Source organism: Blautia hansenii DSM 20583 (assembly GCF_002222595.2).
Taxonomy (GTDB): Bacteria; Bacillota; Clostridia; order Lachnospirales; family Lachnospiraceae; genus Blautia; species Blautia hansenii.
The window spans coordinates 2,527,775-2,544,829 of sequence record NZ_CP022413.2 but is presented as its reverse complement, the minus strand read 5'-3'; the positions used below and the strand labels follow the sequence as shown (position 1 = coordinate 2,544,829).

Sequence of the window (17,055 nt, the reverse complement as noted above, 5' to 3'; positions counted from 1 at the left end):
AGAGTATTATGTCAGATAAAAGATTATATCGTTCATCAACAAATTGTATGTTAGCAGGTGTTTGCGGAGGTATCGCAGAATATTTCAATATTGATCCTACTTTAATCCGTCTTGCATGGATTATTCTTACCTGCATGGGATTTGGAACAGGAATTATCGCTTATATCATTGCAGCAATCGTAATTCCAAAATAAAAGCAGGTTTCTTTGTATAAAACTGTAAATTAAGGCCATACTCCAAAGAAGAAAGGAGTGTGGCTTTTTTATGGCAAAGAAAAAAGAAGAAAAAATTGATTTGAATAATATTCCGGAAGAAGAGAAAGTAAAATATGAAATCGCAGAGGAATTAGGACTTTTAGATAAGGTTTTAGACAGTGGATGGAAAAGTCTGTCAGCAAAAGAAACCGGGCGTATAGGCGGACTTATGACAAAGCGAAAACGGGAAAATGAGAGAAAGAAAAATGCTTGACTGTGGGTATATGGAATGGTATTATTGTGTTGTATAATTCCATAAACCTATTAAGTGCATCTGCGTTGACCGCACAACGCCGGTGAAAAGGGAATCAGGTGAGAATCCTGAGCGATCCGGTCACTGTATTTGGGGAGCAATGCTTCAATAATCCATTGTATTTTGATACGAGAAGGAGAAGCAAAGCAATGAACCATGAGTCAGGAAACCTGCTTAATAGCAGTAAGGTGAAAACTTCCGTGCAAAGTTTGAATCCCTCATACTGTGAGTTACAGTAGATGATTCCACTTTCATGATGAAGGTGGATTTTTTTATGGAATGCCGAAAGGTAAGAACCTGAACTTATAGAATTATGCGTTGATTAAATGGCAGGTGAGGTGTCCTGCTTCTGAACTCCTGTTTTACAAAGTTTTGTTTTCCCGCAACAGACAAAACGGCGCATCCTCCGCAGGAACAGAATAATTCGTGACTAAAGTCAGGGCACTTCATCAGGAAACAATATTTCATATTTTTATAGGACTGTGTATCGAGAGATATGCAGTCTTTTTACGTGATAGAAATTCTGTCATAACATTCTTACTCTTGTCCGGGAAACTTTGCTTTTGTATAATAAGAAAATAATAAAAAGTAGAGAGCAGAATGATAGGGAGGGGAATGGATGGCTGTAATAGAAATTGAAAATCTGACCAAGGATTATGGAAATAAAAAAGGAATTTTTGATGTGTCATTTTCTGTGAAAGAAGGTGAAGTTGTGGGATTTTTAGGCTCTAATGGAGCAGGAAAGACTACAACCATCAGACATCTTATGGGATTTATAAGCCCACAAAAAGGAAGGGCACAGATTTTAAACATGGATTGTTTTCGCAATGCTTCTTGTGTTCAGATGAAGGTGGGATATCTTCCGGGCGAAATTGCTTTTATGGACAATATGTCAGGAAAAGAGTTTATTGAATTTATGGCGAAAATGAAGAAGATGAAAGACCTGACGTATGCGAGAGAACTAACGGAATATTTGGAAATCGATACACAGGTTAAGATTAAAAAGATGTCTAAGGGTATGAAGCAAAAAATCGGATTGATTATTGCTTTTATGCAGAACGTGCCGATTTTAATTTTAGATGAACCGACTACGGGATTAGACCCGATTATGCAGAACAAGTTTGTAGAGCTGATTAAAAGGGAGAAGGATGCTGGAAAAACAATTTTAATGTCTTCGCATATTTTTGAAGAAGTGGAAAATACCTGTGACCGAGTGGTTATGATAAAAGACGGAAAAATTGTCGCAGATGAAGATATACATAAGATAAAAAATAACAGAGTGAAGCATTATGAAATTACTTTTTCTGATATAAAAAGTGCAGAAAACTTTCAAGGCTTATATTCTGACAGTCAAAGAAGGGAGAATACAGTTTTTCTGTCTTTAAAAAATCAAGTAGATGAATTGATTAAGCAGTTAAGCCGGTACGAGGTGCAGGATATTGCTGTCAGAAACCAGACGTTGGAAGAAGTTTTTTTGCGTTATTACAAGGAGGAAAAGTGATGAGTATACCATTGTTAAAAAGAGAAATAAAATCCAATTATAAAATATTGCTGTTGTTTATGGGGATTGTTACTCTTTATTCCGGTATCATTACTGCAATGTATGACCCGGAAGTAGGGACCGGAATAAACGCCATGGCAGAGAGCATGCCGGAATTTTTTGCTGCATTTGGTATGGAAAATCCGGGAGTTACACTGCTGGATTTTTTGAATAATTATTTATATGGATTTATTTTAGTGATTATTCCGTTTATTTACATCATCATTATGTGTTACAAATTAGTTTCTAAGTATATGGAAAAAGGTTCTATGGCATATTTATTAAATACGCATTACAGCCGAAGCGAAATTATTGTTACACAGCTTGTAGTCCTGCTTTCAGGAGTGATTTTACTGGTTCTGTATGCCGTAGCGCTGATTATAATATGCAGTGAGATTATGTTTGAGGGAAAACTGGAAATTGAGAAATTTCTGGTGTTGAATTTCGGATTGGCTTCTCTGGAAATATTTTTGGCTTCTATGTGCTTTCTGTTTGCCTGCCTGTTTAATGAAATGAAGTTTTCTGTTGGTCTGGGAGCGGGAATTGGACTGGGATTTTTCTTAATTCAGATGCTTTCACAGGTAAATGAAGATATTGAATTTTTGAAATATTTTACTCCGCTGACGCTGTTTGATGCTGAAAAAATAATGGAATATGATTGGGTTGGATTTGCGTATGTAGGGATATTGTGGCTTTTAGCAGGAATATTCTTCATGATAGGAATAATGGGATTTAAAAAACGGGATTTGCCTTTGTAGAAAAATGAGGTTATTGCAGTAAGCGTCGTTTACTTCGATAACCTCATTTTGGGAAAAATTATTCTGGTTTTAAAGAAATTTCCATCTGCACCGGCTGATGGTCCGTGTATTCAAAGTCCGTGTTGATGACGGAAATATCAGAAACCGTTATATTATCCGACACAATAAAGCCGTCAATGACATAGACCTGTGAGGTTTCATAAGAACCGGTATAAGGCGCATTTAAAAGTCGGCAGGTTGGATAAGTATCATCAACTGCAAAAGAAAAATGTTCAGGAAGAGTATCCTGACCGATAATTCCGGGAACCCAGTTTTCTGTGTTGGTAATGGGATATTTGTCCATTCCTTCAAAAGTCTGATTAAAATCGCCTCCTGCAATGACGTAGTTTCCTGCTTCGTATTCCTTAGATAGCTTTTCAGCCAGCATTTTACTCTGTGCAATTTTTCCGTCACCGTCATCGTAAGCCTCTAAATGGAAATTAATCAATACCAGCTCTGCGTCAGTACCTTCCAGCGGAATACGTGTTTCCTGCATACAGCGTTTTAAGTTACATGTTTTTACAGGCCATGAGAAAGACTCAGGAAGTGCAAGGCGGGCAGCACTGTTTACTTTTAAATCTGTCATGGTGAAGATACCGCTGTTTACTTTTTCGATAGGCGGAAGGGGATAAGGAACAAAATCGCATTTAAAATTATAAGCAAAAATACCTTCCATATTTAAGGAGCTTTTTAAATATTCTGTTTCATCAATATGAAAAGAACGTTTAGAGTCTTTGTCAACCTCCTGAAGAAAGTAAACATCAGCAGGATTTTCCGTAAGAACCTTTTTAATACCTGTTAGGTTTGTTTCTACTTGTTCTTTACTGTCCGGCTGTACTTCGGAACCGCCGTCCATGAAGAAATCTTCGCTTTTATCAAGCCCTGCATATCCGATGTTGTAAGTCATAATACGCAGAGAGTCATCTAAAGACAGTGTACGGGTATTTTTGGGCACTTTTAGAGCTTCTTCTTTCTCCGGTCGATATTCCCGAATGGTAAGCCATAGAACCGCACAGACTAAGAGGATGAGGATAATGAGGACAACAATCCCCAATCCTTTAAAAAACTTTGAAAATTTTGGCATAGAGCACCTCCTGTGGTGAAAATTATAATTAAAAGTCCAGATACTGTCTCCGTGTTTCCTTTCAAACATGACTATTTTCTTGTTTTTCTGCGCCGCTTAGAAATACTTTGTACGCCAAACTCGTGCAATAGCACTCAAACACGGCTTCCAAAGCATCGCTATGCTCGAAAAACTGCGAAAATATGCCAAATCGTTTGGAAGGAAACACGGAGCTTATAGCTGCTGTTTTTTAATTATATTTTGAAATTAAAATATACTTGCTGGATTGTTCCGAACTTTGTTTTTCTACAACCCTTACATTATAAAAATTGTAACACAAACAGATGGGAAAGAACAGTTTTAATATTGATTAGAAAGTTTTTAGAATTTCCTGTCTTGACAAATCAGGGGTTTATGCTTATGATAAAATGCAAGTAAAGGTAATGAGAAAGAGGAGTACATTCAGGAAACTTACAGAGAGAGCAGCTCAGCGGCTGGAAGGCAGCTCAAGGGAAATGGATGGAAGGTAGCTTTTGAACCGGGAGGCTGAAGGAGGAAACTTTGGTAGGCTTTCACGCATCGTCAGCGTTAAAGGACTTTTGAGTGATAAATAAAGGTGGTACCGCGATGAATAATCGCCCTTTGTAACTATTTTATAGAAGAAATGGTTATGAAGGGTATTTTTTTACCCTTTATAACCTAAGAGGAGGAAACCATGAGCAAGGAACTTGCAAAGACTTATGATCCGAAAGGATTAGAGGATCGTATTTATCAAAAATGGCTGGATAACAAATATTTTCATGCAGAGGTAAACAGAGACAAAAAACCATTTACCATTGTTATGCCGCCGCCAAATGTTACAGGACAGCTTCACATGGGACACGCATTAGACGAAACCATGCAGGATATCCTTATTCGTTTTAAGAGAATGCAGGGATACGAAGCGCTGTGGCAGCCGGGAACAGACCATGCAGCTATTGCTACGGAAGTAAAGGTTATTGAAAAATTAAAAGAGCAGGGCATTGATAAGAATGAAATCGGCAGAGAAGAATTCTTAAAACATGCTTGGGAATGGAAAGAAGAATACGGCGGAAAGATTATCAATCAGCTGAAAAAGCTGGGTGCTTCTGCTGACTGGGACAGAGAACGTTTTACTATGGACGAGGGCTGTTCTAAAGCAGTACAGGAAGTTTTCATTAAATTATATGAAAAAGGATATATTTATAAAGGCTCCAGAATTATTAACTGGTGTCCTGTATGTCAGACTTCTATTTCTGACGCAGAGGTAGAGCATGAGGACCAGGATGGATTTTTCTGGCATATCAATTATCCGGTAGCAGGAGAAGAAGGTCAGTTCGTAGAAATCGCTACAACAAGACCGGAAACCTTATTAGGCGATACCGCAGTTGCAGTAAATCCGGAAGATGAAAGATACAAACATCTGGTTGGAAAAATGCTGAAGCTGCCTTTGACAGACAGAGAAATTCCTGTAATCGCAGATGAATATGTTGATAAAGAATTCGGAACAGGATGTGTAAAAATCACACCGGCTCATGACCCGAACGACTTTGAAGTCGGAAAACGTCATAACTTAGAAGAAATCAACATTATGAATGATGATGCAACTATCAATGAGCTGGGCGGAAAATATGCAGGTATGGACCGCTATGAAGCCAGAAAAGCGATGGTAGCGGATTTGGAAGCACAGGGACTTTTAGTAAAAGTAGTTCCTCATTCTCACAGCGTTGGTACACATGACCGTTGTAAGACAACCGTAGAACCGATGATTAAGCCACAGTGGTTTGTAAGAATGAAAGAAATGGGAGAAGCTGCCATTGAAACTCTGAAAAACGGAGAATTACAGTTTGTTCCGGAACGTTTTGACAAGACATATATGCACTGGCTGGAAAATATCAGAGACTGGTGTATTTCCCGTCAGTTATGGTGGGGACACAGAATTCCTGCATACTACTGCGATGAATGTGGGGAAACTGTAGTTGCAAGAGAAATGCCGGAAAAATGTCCGAAGTGTGGATGCACACATCTCCATCAGGATGAGGATACACTGGACACATGGTTCTCTTCAGCACTCTGGCCATTTTCTACTTTAGGCTGGCCGGAAAAAACAGAGGAAATGGAATATTTCTATCCTACAGACGTTCTGGTAACAGGATATGACATTATTTTCTTCTGGGTAATCCGTATGGTATTTTCAGGTCTGGAACAGACAGGCAAAACACCATTCCACCATGTTTTAATTCATGGTCTGGTAAGAGACTCTCAGGGACGTAAGATGAGTAAATCTCTTGGAAACGGTATTGACCCATTGGAAGTTATTGACAAATACGGAGCAGATGCGCTGCGTCTTACTTTGATGACAGGTAATGCACCGGGAAATGATATGCGTTTTTACTGGGAACGTATAGAAGCAAGCAGAAACTTTGCTAATAAGGTATGGAATGCTTCCAGATTTATCATGATGAATTTGGAAAAAGCAGATATTCCAAAGAATATTGATTTACAGACATTGACAGGCGCAGATAAATGGATTTTATCCAAAGTAAATACACTGGCAAAAGAAGTAACAGAAAATCTGGATAAATACGAACTGGGAATTGCAGTTCAGAAAGTATATGACTTTATCTGGGAAGAATTCTGTGACTGGTATATTGAAATGGTAAAACCACGTCTTTATAATGATGAAGATACTACAAAGGCAGCAGCCCTTTGGACATTGAAAACAGTTTTAAGCAATGCATTAAAGCTCCTTCATCCATATATGCCTTTTATTACAGAAGAAATTTACTGTACACTTTGTCCGGAAGAAGAATCTATTATGATTTCTGCATGGCCGGAATTTACAGAAGAGTGGGATTTTGCAGCAGATGAAGAAGCAGTGGAAACAATTAAGGAAGCCGTAAGAGGAATTCGTAATGTTCGTACAGGTATGAACGTTCCGCCAAGCAAAAAAGCAAAGGTATTCGTTGTTTCTGAGGAAGCAGCAGTCAGAGAAATATTTGAAAGCGGAAAAGTTTTCTTTGCTACACTTGGCTATGCAAGCGAAGTTTTCGTACAGGCTGACAAAGAGGGAATTGCAGAAGATGCAGTATCAGCGGTAATCGGCAACGCAGTAATTTATATGCCGTTTGCAGAACTGGTAGACATTGAAAAAGAAATTGAGAGATTGAAGAAAGAAGAAGAAAAACTGGAAAAAGAGCTTGCACGTGTAAACGGTATGCTGAATAATGAGCGTTTTATCAGCAAAGCGCCGGAGAGCAAGGTGCAGGAGGAGCGTGAAAAATTAGAACGCTATACCAACATGATGGAACAGGTGAAAGAGCGTCTGGCACAGCTTCAGTAATTCTTTAGGCACAAATCAGGGACAGGGGGATAAGGCTTTTACAGTCGTACACCCCTGTTCTCATTGCTATTAAGGAGAATAAATTTTATGAAAGAAATAAAAAAAGTATTTTGTCTGAAATACCTTAATATGTTTTCTGTTCCTCTGCAAATGCTGGCAGTCTGTGTGGGATATTTCTTTATTGAAGCAATGTCCAGACATTCTATCTGGAATGCGTGGGAATTTTTACAGGAACGCCCGTTGGTATTCTTTTACAATGCGTTTCTCATATTTACCACTACATTGATTGTATATCTGTTCCGCAGACGTGTGTTTGTGCGAACGATTTTGTTTATTTTCTGGATGGGACTTGGAATTATTAACGGTGTGCTGCTTACTACACGTGTTACGCCGTTTACCGGTCCTGACTTACACATGATTACAGATGCTGTCCAGATTGCAGACAGATATTTGTCACCTTTCTTTTTCTGGGTAGTAATGATTGTAGCGGTTATTGCGATTATCGGTTTGATTATTTTGTTTATAAAAGGACCGAAATATCAGGGAAAACTCAGCTATAAGGTCAATGTGCCTTTGATTATTGCAGGGGTTCTCGCTTTTGCGGGCACAACAAAATTGGCATTGGAAAAGAGGGTGCTTTCCAACTATTTTGGAAACATTGCTTTTGCTTACGAGGATTATGGATACCCCTATTGTCTGGCAACCACTGTGTTTAACACAGGAATTTCTTCACCGAGAGAATATTCCAAGGGTGTCATTGATGAAATTCAGAAAAGTGAGGAAAATCTGGCAGAAACAGGGGAGAAAAGACCAAATATTCTGTTTTTACAGTTGGAGTCCTTTTTTGACCCGACTTTGGTAGAGTATCTGGAGGTATCGGAAGACCCTATTCCGAATTTCAGAAAAATGATGAATGATTATTCTTCCGGTTACTTTAAAGTTCCTTCCGTAGGGGCGGGTACAGCCAATACAGAGTTTGAGTCTATTACCGGAATGAGCATGCGTTATTTTGGACCGGGTGAATATCCGTATAAAAGTATTTTGAAAGAAACCACCTGTGAAAGCGCTCCTTATGTATTAAAGGGGCTGGGTTACGGAACTCATGCAATTCATAATAACGAAGCGAATTTCTATGGAAGAAAAAATGTTTTTGCAAATCTGGGATTTGATACCTTTACTTCGGAGGAATACATGGCAACACAGGACGATACTAATCCTAATGACTGGATGCGTGACAGAAACCTGACCAGATATATTCTGGAAGCAATGGAGTCCACACCGCAGCCGGATTATGTATACACGATTTCCGTACAGGGACATGGAGATTATCCTGAAGAACCGGTATTGGAAAATCCAAAGATTACAGTAAAAGGCTCAAGTACGCAGGCAGAAAATTATAAATGGGAGTATTATTGCAACCAGATTTATGAAATGGATCAGTTTGTAAAAGAGCTGACAGACGAGCTTTCCAAGCTGGATGAAGACGTTGTGTTGGTTATGTATGGAGACCATCTTCCGACTATGGGACTGAAGGTTACCGATGTAAAAAATAAATATCTTTTCCAGACACAGTATGTGATTTGGGACAATATGGGACTGGAAAAGAAAGATAAAAATCTGGCAGCTTATCAGATTGCAGCCGAGGTTATGGACAGAGTCGGTATTCATGAGGGAAATATTTTCCGTTTCCATCAGGCAAGAAGAAATACAAAAAATTATCAGGTGGATTTAGAAACGCTCCAATATGATATTTTATATGGTGAAAAATACACATACGGAGGGAAAAATCCTTTCCAGAGAACAAAAACACATTTGGGTGTAAAGGAAGCAGAGCTTCATGGAATTGATACTCTGGGTGAAACACAGTATTATATCAAAGGCGCAAACTTTACACAGTCCTCATTTATGGAAATAAACGGGGAATTGGCAGAGGCGAATTTTGTAGATGAAAATACATTGCTTTTGTTAAACACCGCCTTAAAAGAAGGGGATGTTGTAGATGTTGCAATGCGAAGCAACAGTTCTACCCACAGAGTGCTTACAAGAACAGAAAAGTATATTTACCATGAACCAATCGAAGGAAGTTCAAGCGCAGAGTTGGAATTGATTGTCACGGAAGAGCCGGAAACCGCTGTGACAGAAGAAAGTCAGAAGGAAAAAGAGGAATAAAAGAAAATTTTTCTGACCGACATAATTTGCTTGCATATTCTTTCCACTCCATTATAATGGTAATTGATATGAGGCTACCGCATTAGGCAAAGTCTTAGTGCGGTAGCTTATGTTTTCAGAACAGGAGGGATAGCTTGTTTACTTATGACGAAGCGGTAAATTATATAGAAGATATACCGAAGTTTACAACGAAAAATAAATTAGAACACACCAGGAAATGTCTGGATATGCTGGACAGCCCTGATAAAGATAGAAAAATTATTCATGTTGCAGGAACAAACGGAAAGGGAAGTGTCTGTGCTTTTCTTTCTACCATGTTGGAAGCCCACGGTTTTCGATGCGGGTTATTCACATCTCCTCATCTTGTAAAAATTAATGAGCGTTTTCAGATTAACGAGGTAATGGTTTCGGACGAGGCCTTTTTAGAAGCCTTTTTACGTGTGAAAAAGCTGGCAGATGAGCTTTTAGAGGCAGGAGATTATCATCCTACTTATTTTGAATTTCTTTTCCTTATGGGAATGGTGATTTTCCAGAAGGAAAATGTGGATTATATCATTTTGGAAACCGGTTTAGGTGGAAGACTGGATGCTACAAACGCTGTATTAAATCCTATTGCCTGTGTGATTACATCCATTAGCCTTGACCATGTAGAATATTTGGGAAATACCATTGCACAGATTGCAGGAGAAAAGGCAGGAATTATAAAACCGCAGGTTCCGGTAATCTTTGACGGAAATAATCAGGAAGCGGCAGAAGTAATAAAAAAGAGAGCGCATGAGTTAGGATGTCCTTGGTGTGAAGTGAAAGAAGAAAACCAGAAGCTTTTGGATTTTACACCGGAAGGAATTCATTTTATCAGCCGTTCAGCTGCTTATGGGGACACGGAATTATTTGTTCCTTTTACTGCAAAATATCAGATGATGAACGCTTCTCTGGCTCTGGAAACCATGGGTGTTTTGAAGGAATATCATGGTATGGAAAAGGCAGAGTTGGTGCATGGTATGAAAAATACCCGCTGGCAGGGGCGTATGGAAACCATACTTCCCGGTGTCATTGTAGACGGAGCGCATAATGAGGACGGCATTGCAAAGTTTGTAGAGACTGTTCGTCATTTCCAGAAGGATTATGAAATTACATTGTTATTTACCACGGTTTCTGACAAGGAGTTTCCTGATATGATTGCAAAAATCTGTGACGGGCTTCATTTTACCAATGTTGTGACAACAGAAATCTGGGGAAGCAGAAAACAGTCAGCTTTGGAGCTTGCTGGACTGTTCAAGGAAAACGGATGTGAAAACGTTTTGGTGGAAACAAATCCGGAAAAAGCTTTTGAAGAGGCTTATAAGCTGAAAAAAGACGGGCTGCTGTTCGTGGTAGGTTCTTTATATCTTGTAGGGGAGATTAAGGACTATGTAAGGAGGAGAGTACATGATTAATTACGAGGAAGAACTAAAGAAGTTTCAGCCGTGTTTGGATGTAGACGATGCAGAAGGGGCAATTTATAAACAGGATTTGACAGATGTCATTGATATTCTGAAAGAAATGATGCGGGATAATCATAAAACATCTGAGAAATAGGAGTAGACGATGAATTGTGTTGTATGTCAAACAGTACTGACAGCTTCTGATTATTGCCCGAAATGCGGATGTAATGTAAAGGCACTGAAGAAAATCGATGCTTTATCCAATTTTTATTATAATCAGGGACTTGAAAAGGCTCAAATTCGGGATTTATCAGGAGCAATTACCTGCTTGAAACGAAGTCTGAAAATGAATAAAATGAATATACAGGCAAGAAATCTTCTTGGTCTGGTATATTTTGAAACGGGAGAAGTGGTTGCTGCCTTAAGCGAATGGGTAATCAGCAAAAATATGATGCCTGAGGGCAATCTGGCAAGCGCATATATTGACAAGCTGCAAAAAAATACCAATCGCCTTGATATGATTAATACAAGCATTAAAAAATATAATCAATGTCTGGAATATTGCCGAAACGGTAATCTGGATATGGCGAAAATGCAGCTGAAAAAAGTGCTTACTAACAATCCAAAGCTGATTAAAGGTTATCATTTACTGGCGCTTATTTATATTCATGAGGGTGAGTATGAGAAAGCCAGAAAACAACTGAAAGCAGCGGCAAAGATTGATAAGACCAATACCACGACTCTTCGTTTTTTAAGAGAAATTGAGGAGCAGACAGGCAGAGCTACAAATCTGGACTCTCGTTTTAAAATGAGAGAAAAAGAGGATGAAAAGCAAAACGGAAGTATTGTATATAAGTCCGGCAATGATACCATTATTCAGCCGCCGGAATATAAAGAAAAGAGCATTACCAATACCTTGGTAAACCTGCTTTTGGGGCTTTTGGTAGGCGCTGCGGCTCTCTGGTTTTTGATTGTGCCTGCAAAGACACAGAAAATCAATCAGGAAGCCAACAAAAAGGTTGTGGAATACAGCGGAAAAATGGCAACCATATCTGCGGAGCTTGCCCGTATGCAGGAGGAGATGGAGGCTTCAACCGAGTCTGTCAATACAGCGCAGACGCAAATTCAGGAAGCAGGAGAAAAGGCAGCGGCTTATGAAAACCTCATAAAAGCGTGGCAGGCACATCAGGAAGGAAATTCCGATACAGCAGCCAATGCCATTGAAGGCGTTAATGCAGAGCTTCTTTCCGTAGAAGCAAAGAGCATGTATGACAGCATTATGAAATCCGTAGGTTCTACGGTGCGCAAAAAATATGTAAATGAAGCTTCGGCTGCTTTGGAAAGCGGAGATTATGATACCGCCATCGCCGGCTTGGAAAAAGCTCTGAATATTGGAAAACAGGATAAAAATACCATGTTCCAGTTAGCACAGGCCTATGACAAAAAAGGCGATAAAGAAAACGCAAATCAGTGGTATCAGAAAATTATAGATGAATTCCCCGGAACAAAAGCAGCTTCCGATGCAAAGGATTATCTGGAGGCAAACGGCGGTTCTGACCAAGCTCCGGCAGAAGGTGAAGGAGACGGAGAAGTCCCAACGGAAGACGGGGGAGAGACAGACGGAGAAATACAGTCAGGGGAAACCATAGAAGAATAAATACAGAAGAAAAACCTTGGAGAAAAGGCGTATACGGGAAGTATGCGTCTTTTTGCTGTTTTACATAAAAAACCATTTGCTTTTGATATTGGCTCAGATATCCCACGGCAAACGCAGTTATTTTCTAGTTTTTCTGCGTCGCCTAATGATGTTTTGTCCGCCAAACTCGTGCTGATGCACTCAGACACGGCTTCCAAAACATCACTATACATCCAAAAACTGCGAAAATATTCTGCATTGTTTGCCATTGGAATACTGCGCCTGCATCTGGAAATGGATATAAGTTATTTATGCAAAACAGAGAAGGAAATTAATAATATAGTTGTTGGTGATAAAATTATAAAATAGAAAAAAAGTGATAAATGAGTTTAAATTTGTATGTAGAAATGATGCTTATAAATGAAAGGGTGATAGTGAAGATGGAGGATAGAATTAAGAAGCGTGGAAATCAGTTGATTGTGTATGTTCCAAAGGAATTAGACCATCATTTTGCAGAGCAGATTACCCCGCAGGTGGATAAGGAGCTGGATAAGGGGTTGATAAAGCAGCTGGTGTTTGATTTTTCGGAAACGGGTTTTATGGACAGTTCGGGAATTGGCATGATAATGGGCAGAAAGCGGATTTTAAGTTACAGCAAGGGGACGGTGGCAGCAATCCATGTAAATGACAGAGTTTTGAAGATTATGCAGCTTTCCGGTATTTACAAGCACATTGAAATCAGTCAGGAGCCGGTATGGAATTATAGAGTGAGATAGGGGGGAGATTATGAACCGGGATAATAAAATGGTTCTGGAGGTAGAAAGTCGTTCCTGCAATGAGGGACTGGCAAGAATTGCGGTGGCTGCGTTCAGCACACAGTTAAATCCTACACTGGAGGAGGTCGCAGACATAAAAACAGCCGTATCGGAGGCAATTACAAACTGTATCGTGCATGCGTATCAAAAAGAGACAGATATGATTACCATAGAATGCAGCCGCTTTCAAAGAGAATTAACGGTAGTGGTACAGGACAAAGGAAAAGGAATTGAAGATGTGGAAAAGGCAATGCAGCCTCTTTTTACTACAAAGCCTGAGCAGGACAGGTCGGGAATGGGATTTGCTTTTATGGAAGCTTTTATGGACGAGGTACTTGTAGAGTCCAGACTTGGCGAAGGGACAACCGTAACCATGAAAAAAACAATCGGCAGACAGAAAGACGTCTTTGAGTAGGAGGGCTGTATGGATGATATCCTTGCCCTTATCGGGCGTGCACACCAAGGAGATAAGAGCGCAAGAGATATACTTACAGAGAAAAATATGGGGCTGGTACATAGTATTGCCAGAAGATTTCAAAATAGAGGGGCTGAGTTGGAAGACTTAGTACAGATAGGCTGTATCGGACTTTTAAAAGCCATAGACAAATTTGATTTAAGCTATGAAGTGAGGTTTTCCACATACGCAGTGCCTATGATAACAGGAGAAATTAAACGTTTTTTAAGAGATGACGGTATGGTAAAGGTGAGCCGTTCCTTAAAAGAGGCAGCGGGAAAGGCTTATGCAGTCAGGGAAGAATTGCTGATGAAAACGGGGCAGGAGCCGTCTATGGAGGAAATTGCAAAGGAATTGTCTGTATCAGAAGAAGAACTGATTATGGCGATGGAGTCTTCGGCACAGGTGGAGTCCTTGCAGAAGACCATTTATCAAAGCGATGGCAGCGATATTGCTTTGGAGGATAAGCTGCCTTATGAAAAAGATGAACAGGAGGAGGTTTTGGACAAGCTTCTTTTAGAAGATATATTGGGGAGCTTAAATGCCAGAGAAAGAGAGCTGATTTATCTGCGCTTTTTTAAAGAGAAGACACAAACCAGCATTGCCAAAATGATGGGAATGTCTCAGGTACAGGTTTCCAGACTGGAAAAGAAAATTTTAAAGGCATTAAGAGAACGGATATAAAGCGAAAATTTGGACATAATACTCCTTAGTAATGTAAGGAGGTTGTCAGATGAGTGAAATTTTGTATATACAGACAGAGAAAAATGTAGAAGTACAAAGTCCTGAAATATATTTACAGGATGTGGCGAAACTTACATGTAAGGACAGTAAAGTGTTAAATAGAAATAAAGTAAGAAAGGTTTTTTCTATTCCAAATGGGGAACCGGGAAGGTATGTGGTTTCTGCGGTGGATTTAGTTCATGCAATAGCAAAAGAGGAACCTAATGTAGACATTACCCATATTGGTGAGGCAAATCTTGTTGTTACTTACGAGAAAGCAAAGCATCAACAAAAATGGTATAGCTGGTTAAAGACATTATTGGTCTGTGTGCTGACTTTTTTTGGAGGTGCTTTTTCTATTATGACCTTTAACACAGATGTGGATACTGCCAATTTATTTTCTAAAATCTATACGCAGTTTACAGGTGAAATAGCCACAGGTCCTACGATTTTGGAATTTACTTATTCGGTGGGAATTGGAATTGGTGTTGTTTTTTTCTTTAACCATTTTGGGAAAGGCAAGCTTACGCAGGACCCGACTCCGGTGGAAGTACAGATGCGGCTTTATGAGGATGACGTAAATAAAACGCTTATTGCAGATAAAAATCGCAGCAAGAAAACACAGAAGGGGGAAAATGCTTAATGTGGCAGGGGGAAATTCTGGCAGGTATTGCAGGGCTTTGCGGCGGTGCAGTAGTAGCGGTGGCTCTGGCAGCGTTTATTATAGAACTGGGAATTATTCCACGCTTTGCAGGGATTACTCATACGGCGAACCACATTTTTCTATACGAAAATTGTCTGATGCTTGGAAGCTTTTTGGGAAATCTGATTTATATTTATCATCTGTCTGTTCCTTTTGGAAAAATTTTTGCAGGTGTTACAGGGTTTTTCTTTGGGATGTTTTTAGGGGGCTGGATTATTGCCCTTGTAGAAGTGGTAAATGTGTTTGCCGTGATGGCAAGGCGTTTGGGACTGAAGAAGGGGATTGGATGGATTGTAATTTGTATTGCAGTAGGGAAAACACTAGGAAGTCTTTTCCAATTTTTTATTGCATAAGATTGGAACATACTTCACACAATAAGAATAAAGGTGGTGAATGGTAATGGACGCAAAGCAATATGAAAAATATGTCAAGGAAAAGACGCCAACGCATAATTTATTTTTAAATATGCTGGGAGCTTTTGTAAGTGGTGGAGCAATTTGTACTATTGGACAAGTGATTTTAAATATCTGTGAGAATATGGGGCTGGATAAAGAAATCAGCGGCAGTTGGACTTCCTTGCTTTTAATTTTGTTCAGTGTAGTTCTTACAGGATTTAATATTTATCCGAAACTGGCGAAATGGGGCGGTGCAGGGACTTTAGTTCCGATTACGGGTTTTGCCAATTCTGTGGCGGCGCCTGCTATTGAATATCAGAAGGAGGGACAGGTTTTCGGAATTGGATGTAAAATCTTTATTATAGCCGGACCTGTTATTTTATACGGAGTTTTAACATCTTCCCTGTTAGGATTGATTTATTACTTTTTGCATATATGGGGGATTGTGTAATGGAACAGATTGTAGGAAAGCAGAGTATACAGTTTCAGCAGGCTGCCCATATATTAAGCGGGGCAGCTATTGTAGGGAAAAAAGAGGGAGACGGTCCTCTTGGCAAATATTTTGATAAAATTGGAGAGGAAGAGGGACTATTTGGATGTACTTCGTGGGAAGAAGCGGAAAGTAATCTGCAAAAGGAAGCAGTATCTATGGCGATTGAAAAAGCCGGTATTGAAAAGTGGCAGCTTCGTATGATTTATGCAGGGGATTTGCTGGCTCAGACAATAGCGTCTTCCTTTGGAATTATGGGCTTTGATACTCCTATATACGGACTTTACGGAGCGTGCTCCACAATGGGGGAAGCCCTTTCTCTTTCGGCGATGGCTGTTTCAGGAGGGTATGCGCCTTATGTTGCAGCCGTGACGTCCAGCCATTTTGGCAGTGCGGAAAAAGAATTTCGATTTCCTTTAGGATACGGAAATCAGAGACCTTTATCAGCTACATGGACAGTGACAGGCAGCGGCGCATGTATTTTGGGAACGAAAGGCGGAAAAGCCAGAATTGCAGGAATTACAACAGGAAAAATTGTGGACTACGGCTTTAAGGACTCCTTAAATATGGGGGCTTGCATGGCGCCTGCTGCCTGCGATACCATTTACCAAAATCTTATGGATTTCAATCGTCTGCCGGAAGACTATGACAGAATTATCACCGGTGATTTAGGAGAAGTGGGACAGAGAATTCTTTTTGACTTAATGAAAGAAAAAGGTTTTGATATTGAAAAACAGCACATGGATTGCGGCATAGAAATTTTTGATTCAAATACGCAGGATACCCATGCAGGAGGAAGCGGCTGCGGCTGTGCTGCGGTTACTTTCGTTTCTTATATTCTTCCTAAAATAGAAAAGGGAGAGTGGAAACGTATCCTGTTTGTGCCTACGGGAGCGCTGCTTTCAAAGGTCAGCTTTAATGAAGGAAAAAGTGTGCCGGGCATTGCTCAGGCAGTAGTCATTGAACATTGTTAGGAGA

General features: G+C 39.7%; 18 protein-coding genes, 1 riboswitch and 1 other annotated feature. Of the genes, 17 read left to right on the top strand and 1 reads right to left on the bottom strand.

What is annotated here, in order from left to right; genetic code table 11:
• Positions 1-8 precede the first annotated feature (8 nt).
• The 4 genes from CGC63_RS12925 (at position 9) to CGC63_RS12910 (ending at position 2,805) form a co-directional block, all read left to right on the top strand.
• Positions 9-194 (top strand): PspC domain-containing protein, encoded by a 186-nt coding sequence (locus CGC63_RS12925; protein ID WP_009246533.1) that lies wholly within the window; start codon positions 9-11, stop codon positions 192-194.
• 70 nt (positions 195-264) lie between these two features.
• The gene (locus CGC63_RS12920) at positions 265-468 is read left to right on the top strand and encodes an alpha/beta-type small acid-soluble spore protein (RefSeq protein ID WP_003022884.1); all 204 of its coding nucleotides are present in this window, start codon (positions 265-267) and stop codon (positions 466-468) included.
• A gap of 35 nt (positions 469-503) precedes the next feature.
• A riboswitch (cobalamin riboswitch) is annotated at positions 504-699 on the top strand.
• 427 nt (positions 700-1,126) lie between these two features.
• The gene (locus CGC63_RS12915; protein ID WP_003022881.1) at positions 1,127-2,008 is read left to right on the top strand and encodes an ABC transporter ATP-binding protein; all 882 of its coding nucleotides are present in this window, start codon (positions 1,127-1,129) and stop codon (positions 2,006-2,008) included.
• Positions 2,008-2,805, top strand: a complete 798-nt coding sequence (locus CGC63_RS12910) for a DUF2705 family protein (RefSeq protein ID WP_003022877.1) — start codon at positions 2,008-2,010, stop codon at positions 2,803-2,805. Before CGC63_RS12915 ends, CGC63_RS12910 begins: the two co-directional genes overlap by 1 nt.
• Positions 2,806-2,863: 58 nt before the next feature.
• Here CGC63_RS12910 and CGC63_RS12905 read toward each other — a convergent pair whose 3' ends face one another.
• Positions 2,864-3,928, bottom strand: a complete 1,065-nt coding sequence (locus tag CGC63_RS12905; protein WP_003022875.1) for an endonuclease/exonuclease/phosphatase family protein — start codon at positions 3,926-3,928, stop codon at positions 2,864-2,866.
• A 413-nt stretch (positions 3,929-4,341) separates the two neighbouring features.
• Positions 4,342-4,553, top strand: a binding site (T-box leader).
• Positions 4,554-4,622: 69 nt separating this feature from the next.
• Here CGC63_RS12905 and CGC63_RS12900 point away from each other — a divergent pair.
• The 13 genes from CGC63_RS12900 (at position 4,623) to CGC63_RS12845 (ending at position 17,051) form a co-directional block, all read left to right on the top strand.
• The gene (locus CGC63_RS12900) at positions 4,623-7,268 is read left to right on the top strand and encodes a valine--tRNA ligase (protein WP_003022872.1); all 2,646 of its coding nucleotides are present in this window, start codon (positions 4,623-4,625) and stop codon (positions 7,266-7,268) included.
• 87 nt (positions 7,269-7,355) lie between these two features.
• The gene (locus CGC63_RS12895; RefSeq protein ID WP_003022869.1) at positions 7,356-9,437 is read left to right on the top strand and encodes a sulfatase-like hydrolase/transferase; all 2,082 of its coding nucleotides are present in this window, start codon (positions 7,356-7,358) and stop codon (positions 9,435-9,437) included.
• Between the two features lie 134 nt (positions 9,438-9,571).
• Positions 9,572-10,873: a bifunctional folylpolyglutamate synthase/dihydrofolate synthase gene (locus CGC63_RS12890; protein ID WP_003022866.1), complete on the top strand. Its 1,302-nt coding sequence runs from the start codon at positions 9,572-9,574 to the stop codon at positions 10,871-10,873.
• On the top strand, positions 10,866-11,015 hold the full coding sequence (locus CGC63_RS15475; RefSeq protein ID WP_003022863.1) for a hypothetical protein: 150 nt from the start codon (positions 10,866-10,868) through the stop codon (positions 11,013-11,015). The genes CGC63_RS12890 and CGC63_RS15475 overlap by 8 nt, the downstream gene beginning before the upstream one ends.
• 9 nt (positions 11,016-11,024) lie before the next feature.
• The gene (locus CGC63_RS12885; protein WP_003022860.1) at positions 11,025-12,518 is read left to right on the top strand and encodes a tetratricopeptide repeat protein; all 1,494 of its coding nucleotides are present in this window, start codon (positions 11,025-11,027) and stop codon (positions 12,516-12,518) included.
• Positions 12,519-12,560: 42 nt separating this feature from the next.
• Positions 12,561-12,866: a hypothetical protein gene (locus CGC63_RS12880; RefSeq protein WP_003022857.1), complete on the top strand. Its 306-nt coding sequence runs from the start codon at positions 12,561-12,563 to the stop codon at positions 12,864-12,866.
• Between the two features lie 14 nt (positions 12,867-12,880).
• Complete coding sequence (locus CGC63_RS12875; protein WP_003022855.1) at positions 12,881-13,273, top strand: STAS domain-containing protein; 393 nt, start codon at positions 12,881-12,883, stop codon at positions 13,271-13,273.
• A gap of 10 nt (positions 13,274-13,283) precedes the next feature.
• Positions 13,284-13,727 carry an anti-sigma F factor gene (gene spoIIAB / locus CGC63_RS12870; protein WP_003022852.1) on the top strand — a complete coding sequence of 148 codons (444 nt, stop codon included), beginning with the start codon at positions 13,284-13,286 and terminating at the stop codon, positions 13,725-13,727.
• 9 nt (positions 13,728-13,736) lie between these two features.
• Positions 13,737-14,450, top strand: coding sequence for a SigF/SigG family RNA polymerase sporulation sigma factor (locus tag CGC63_RS12865; protein WP_003022851.1), 714 nt, complete (start codon positions 13,737-13,739; stop codon positions 14,448-14,450).
• A 49-nt stretch (positions 14,451-14,499) separates the two neighbouring features.
• Positions 14,500-15,132: a stage V sporulation protein AA gene (locus CGC63_RS12860; RefSeq protein ID WP_003022850.1), complete on the top strand. Its 633-nt coding sequence runs from the start codon at positions 14,500-14,502 to the stop codon at positions 15,130-15,132.
• Positions 15,132-15,545, top strand: coding sequence for a stage V sporulation protein AB (locus tag CGC63_RS12855; protein ID WP_003022847.1), 414 nt, complete (start codon positions 15,132-15,134; stop codon positions 15,543-15,545). Before CGC63_RS12860 ends, CGC63_RS12855 begins: the two co-directional genes overlap by 1 nt.
• Before the next feature lie 46 nt (positions 15,546-15,591).
• Positions 15,592-16,038 carry a SpoVA/SpoVAEb family sporulation membrane protein gene (locus CGC63_RS12850; RefSeq protein WP_009246529.1) on the top strand — a complete coding sequence of 149 codons (447 nt, stop codon included), beginning with the start codon at positions 15,592-15,594 and terminating at the stop codon, positions 16,036-16,038.
• Entirely contained in the window at positions 16,038-17,051 is a 1,014-nt protein-coding gene (locus tag CGC63_RS12845) for a stage V sporulation protein AD (RefSeq protein WP_003022840.1), read from the top strand. Before CGC63_RS12850 ends, CGC63_RS12845 begins: the two co-directional genes overlap by 1 nt.
• Positions 17,052-17,055: the final 4 nt, after the last annotated feature.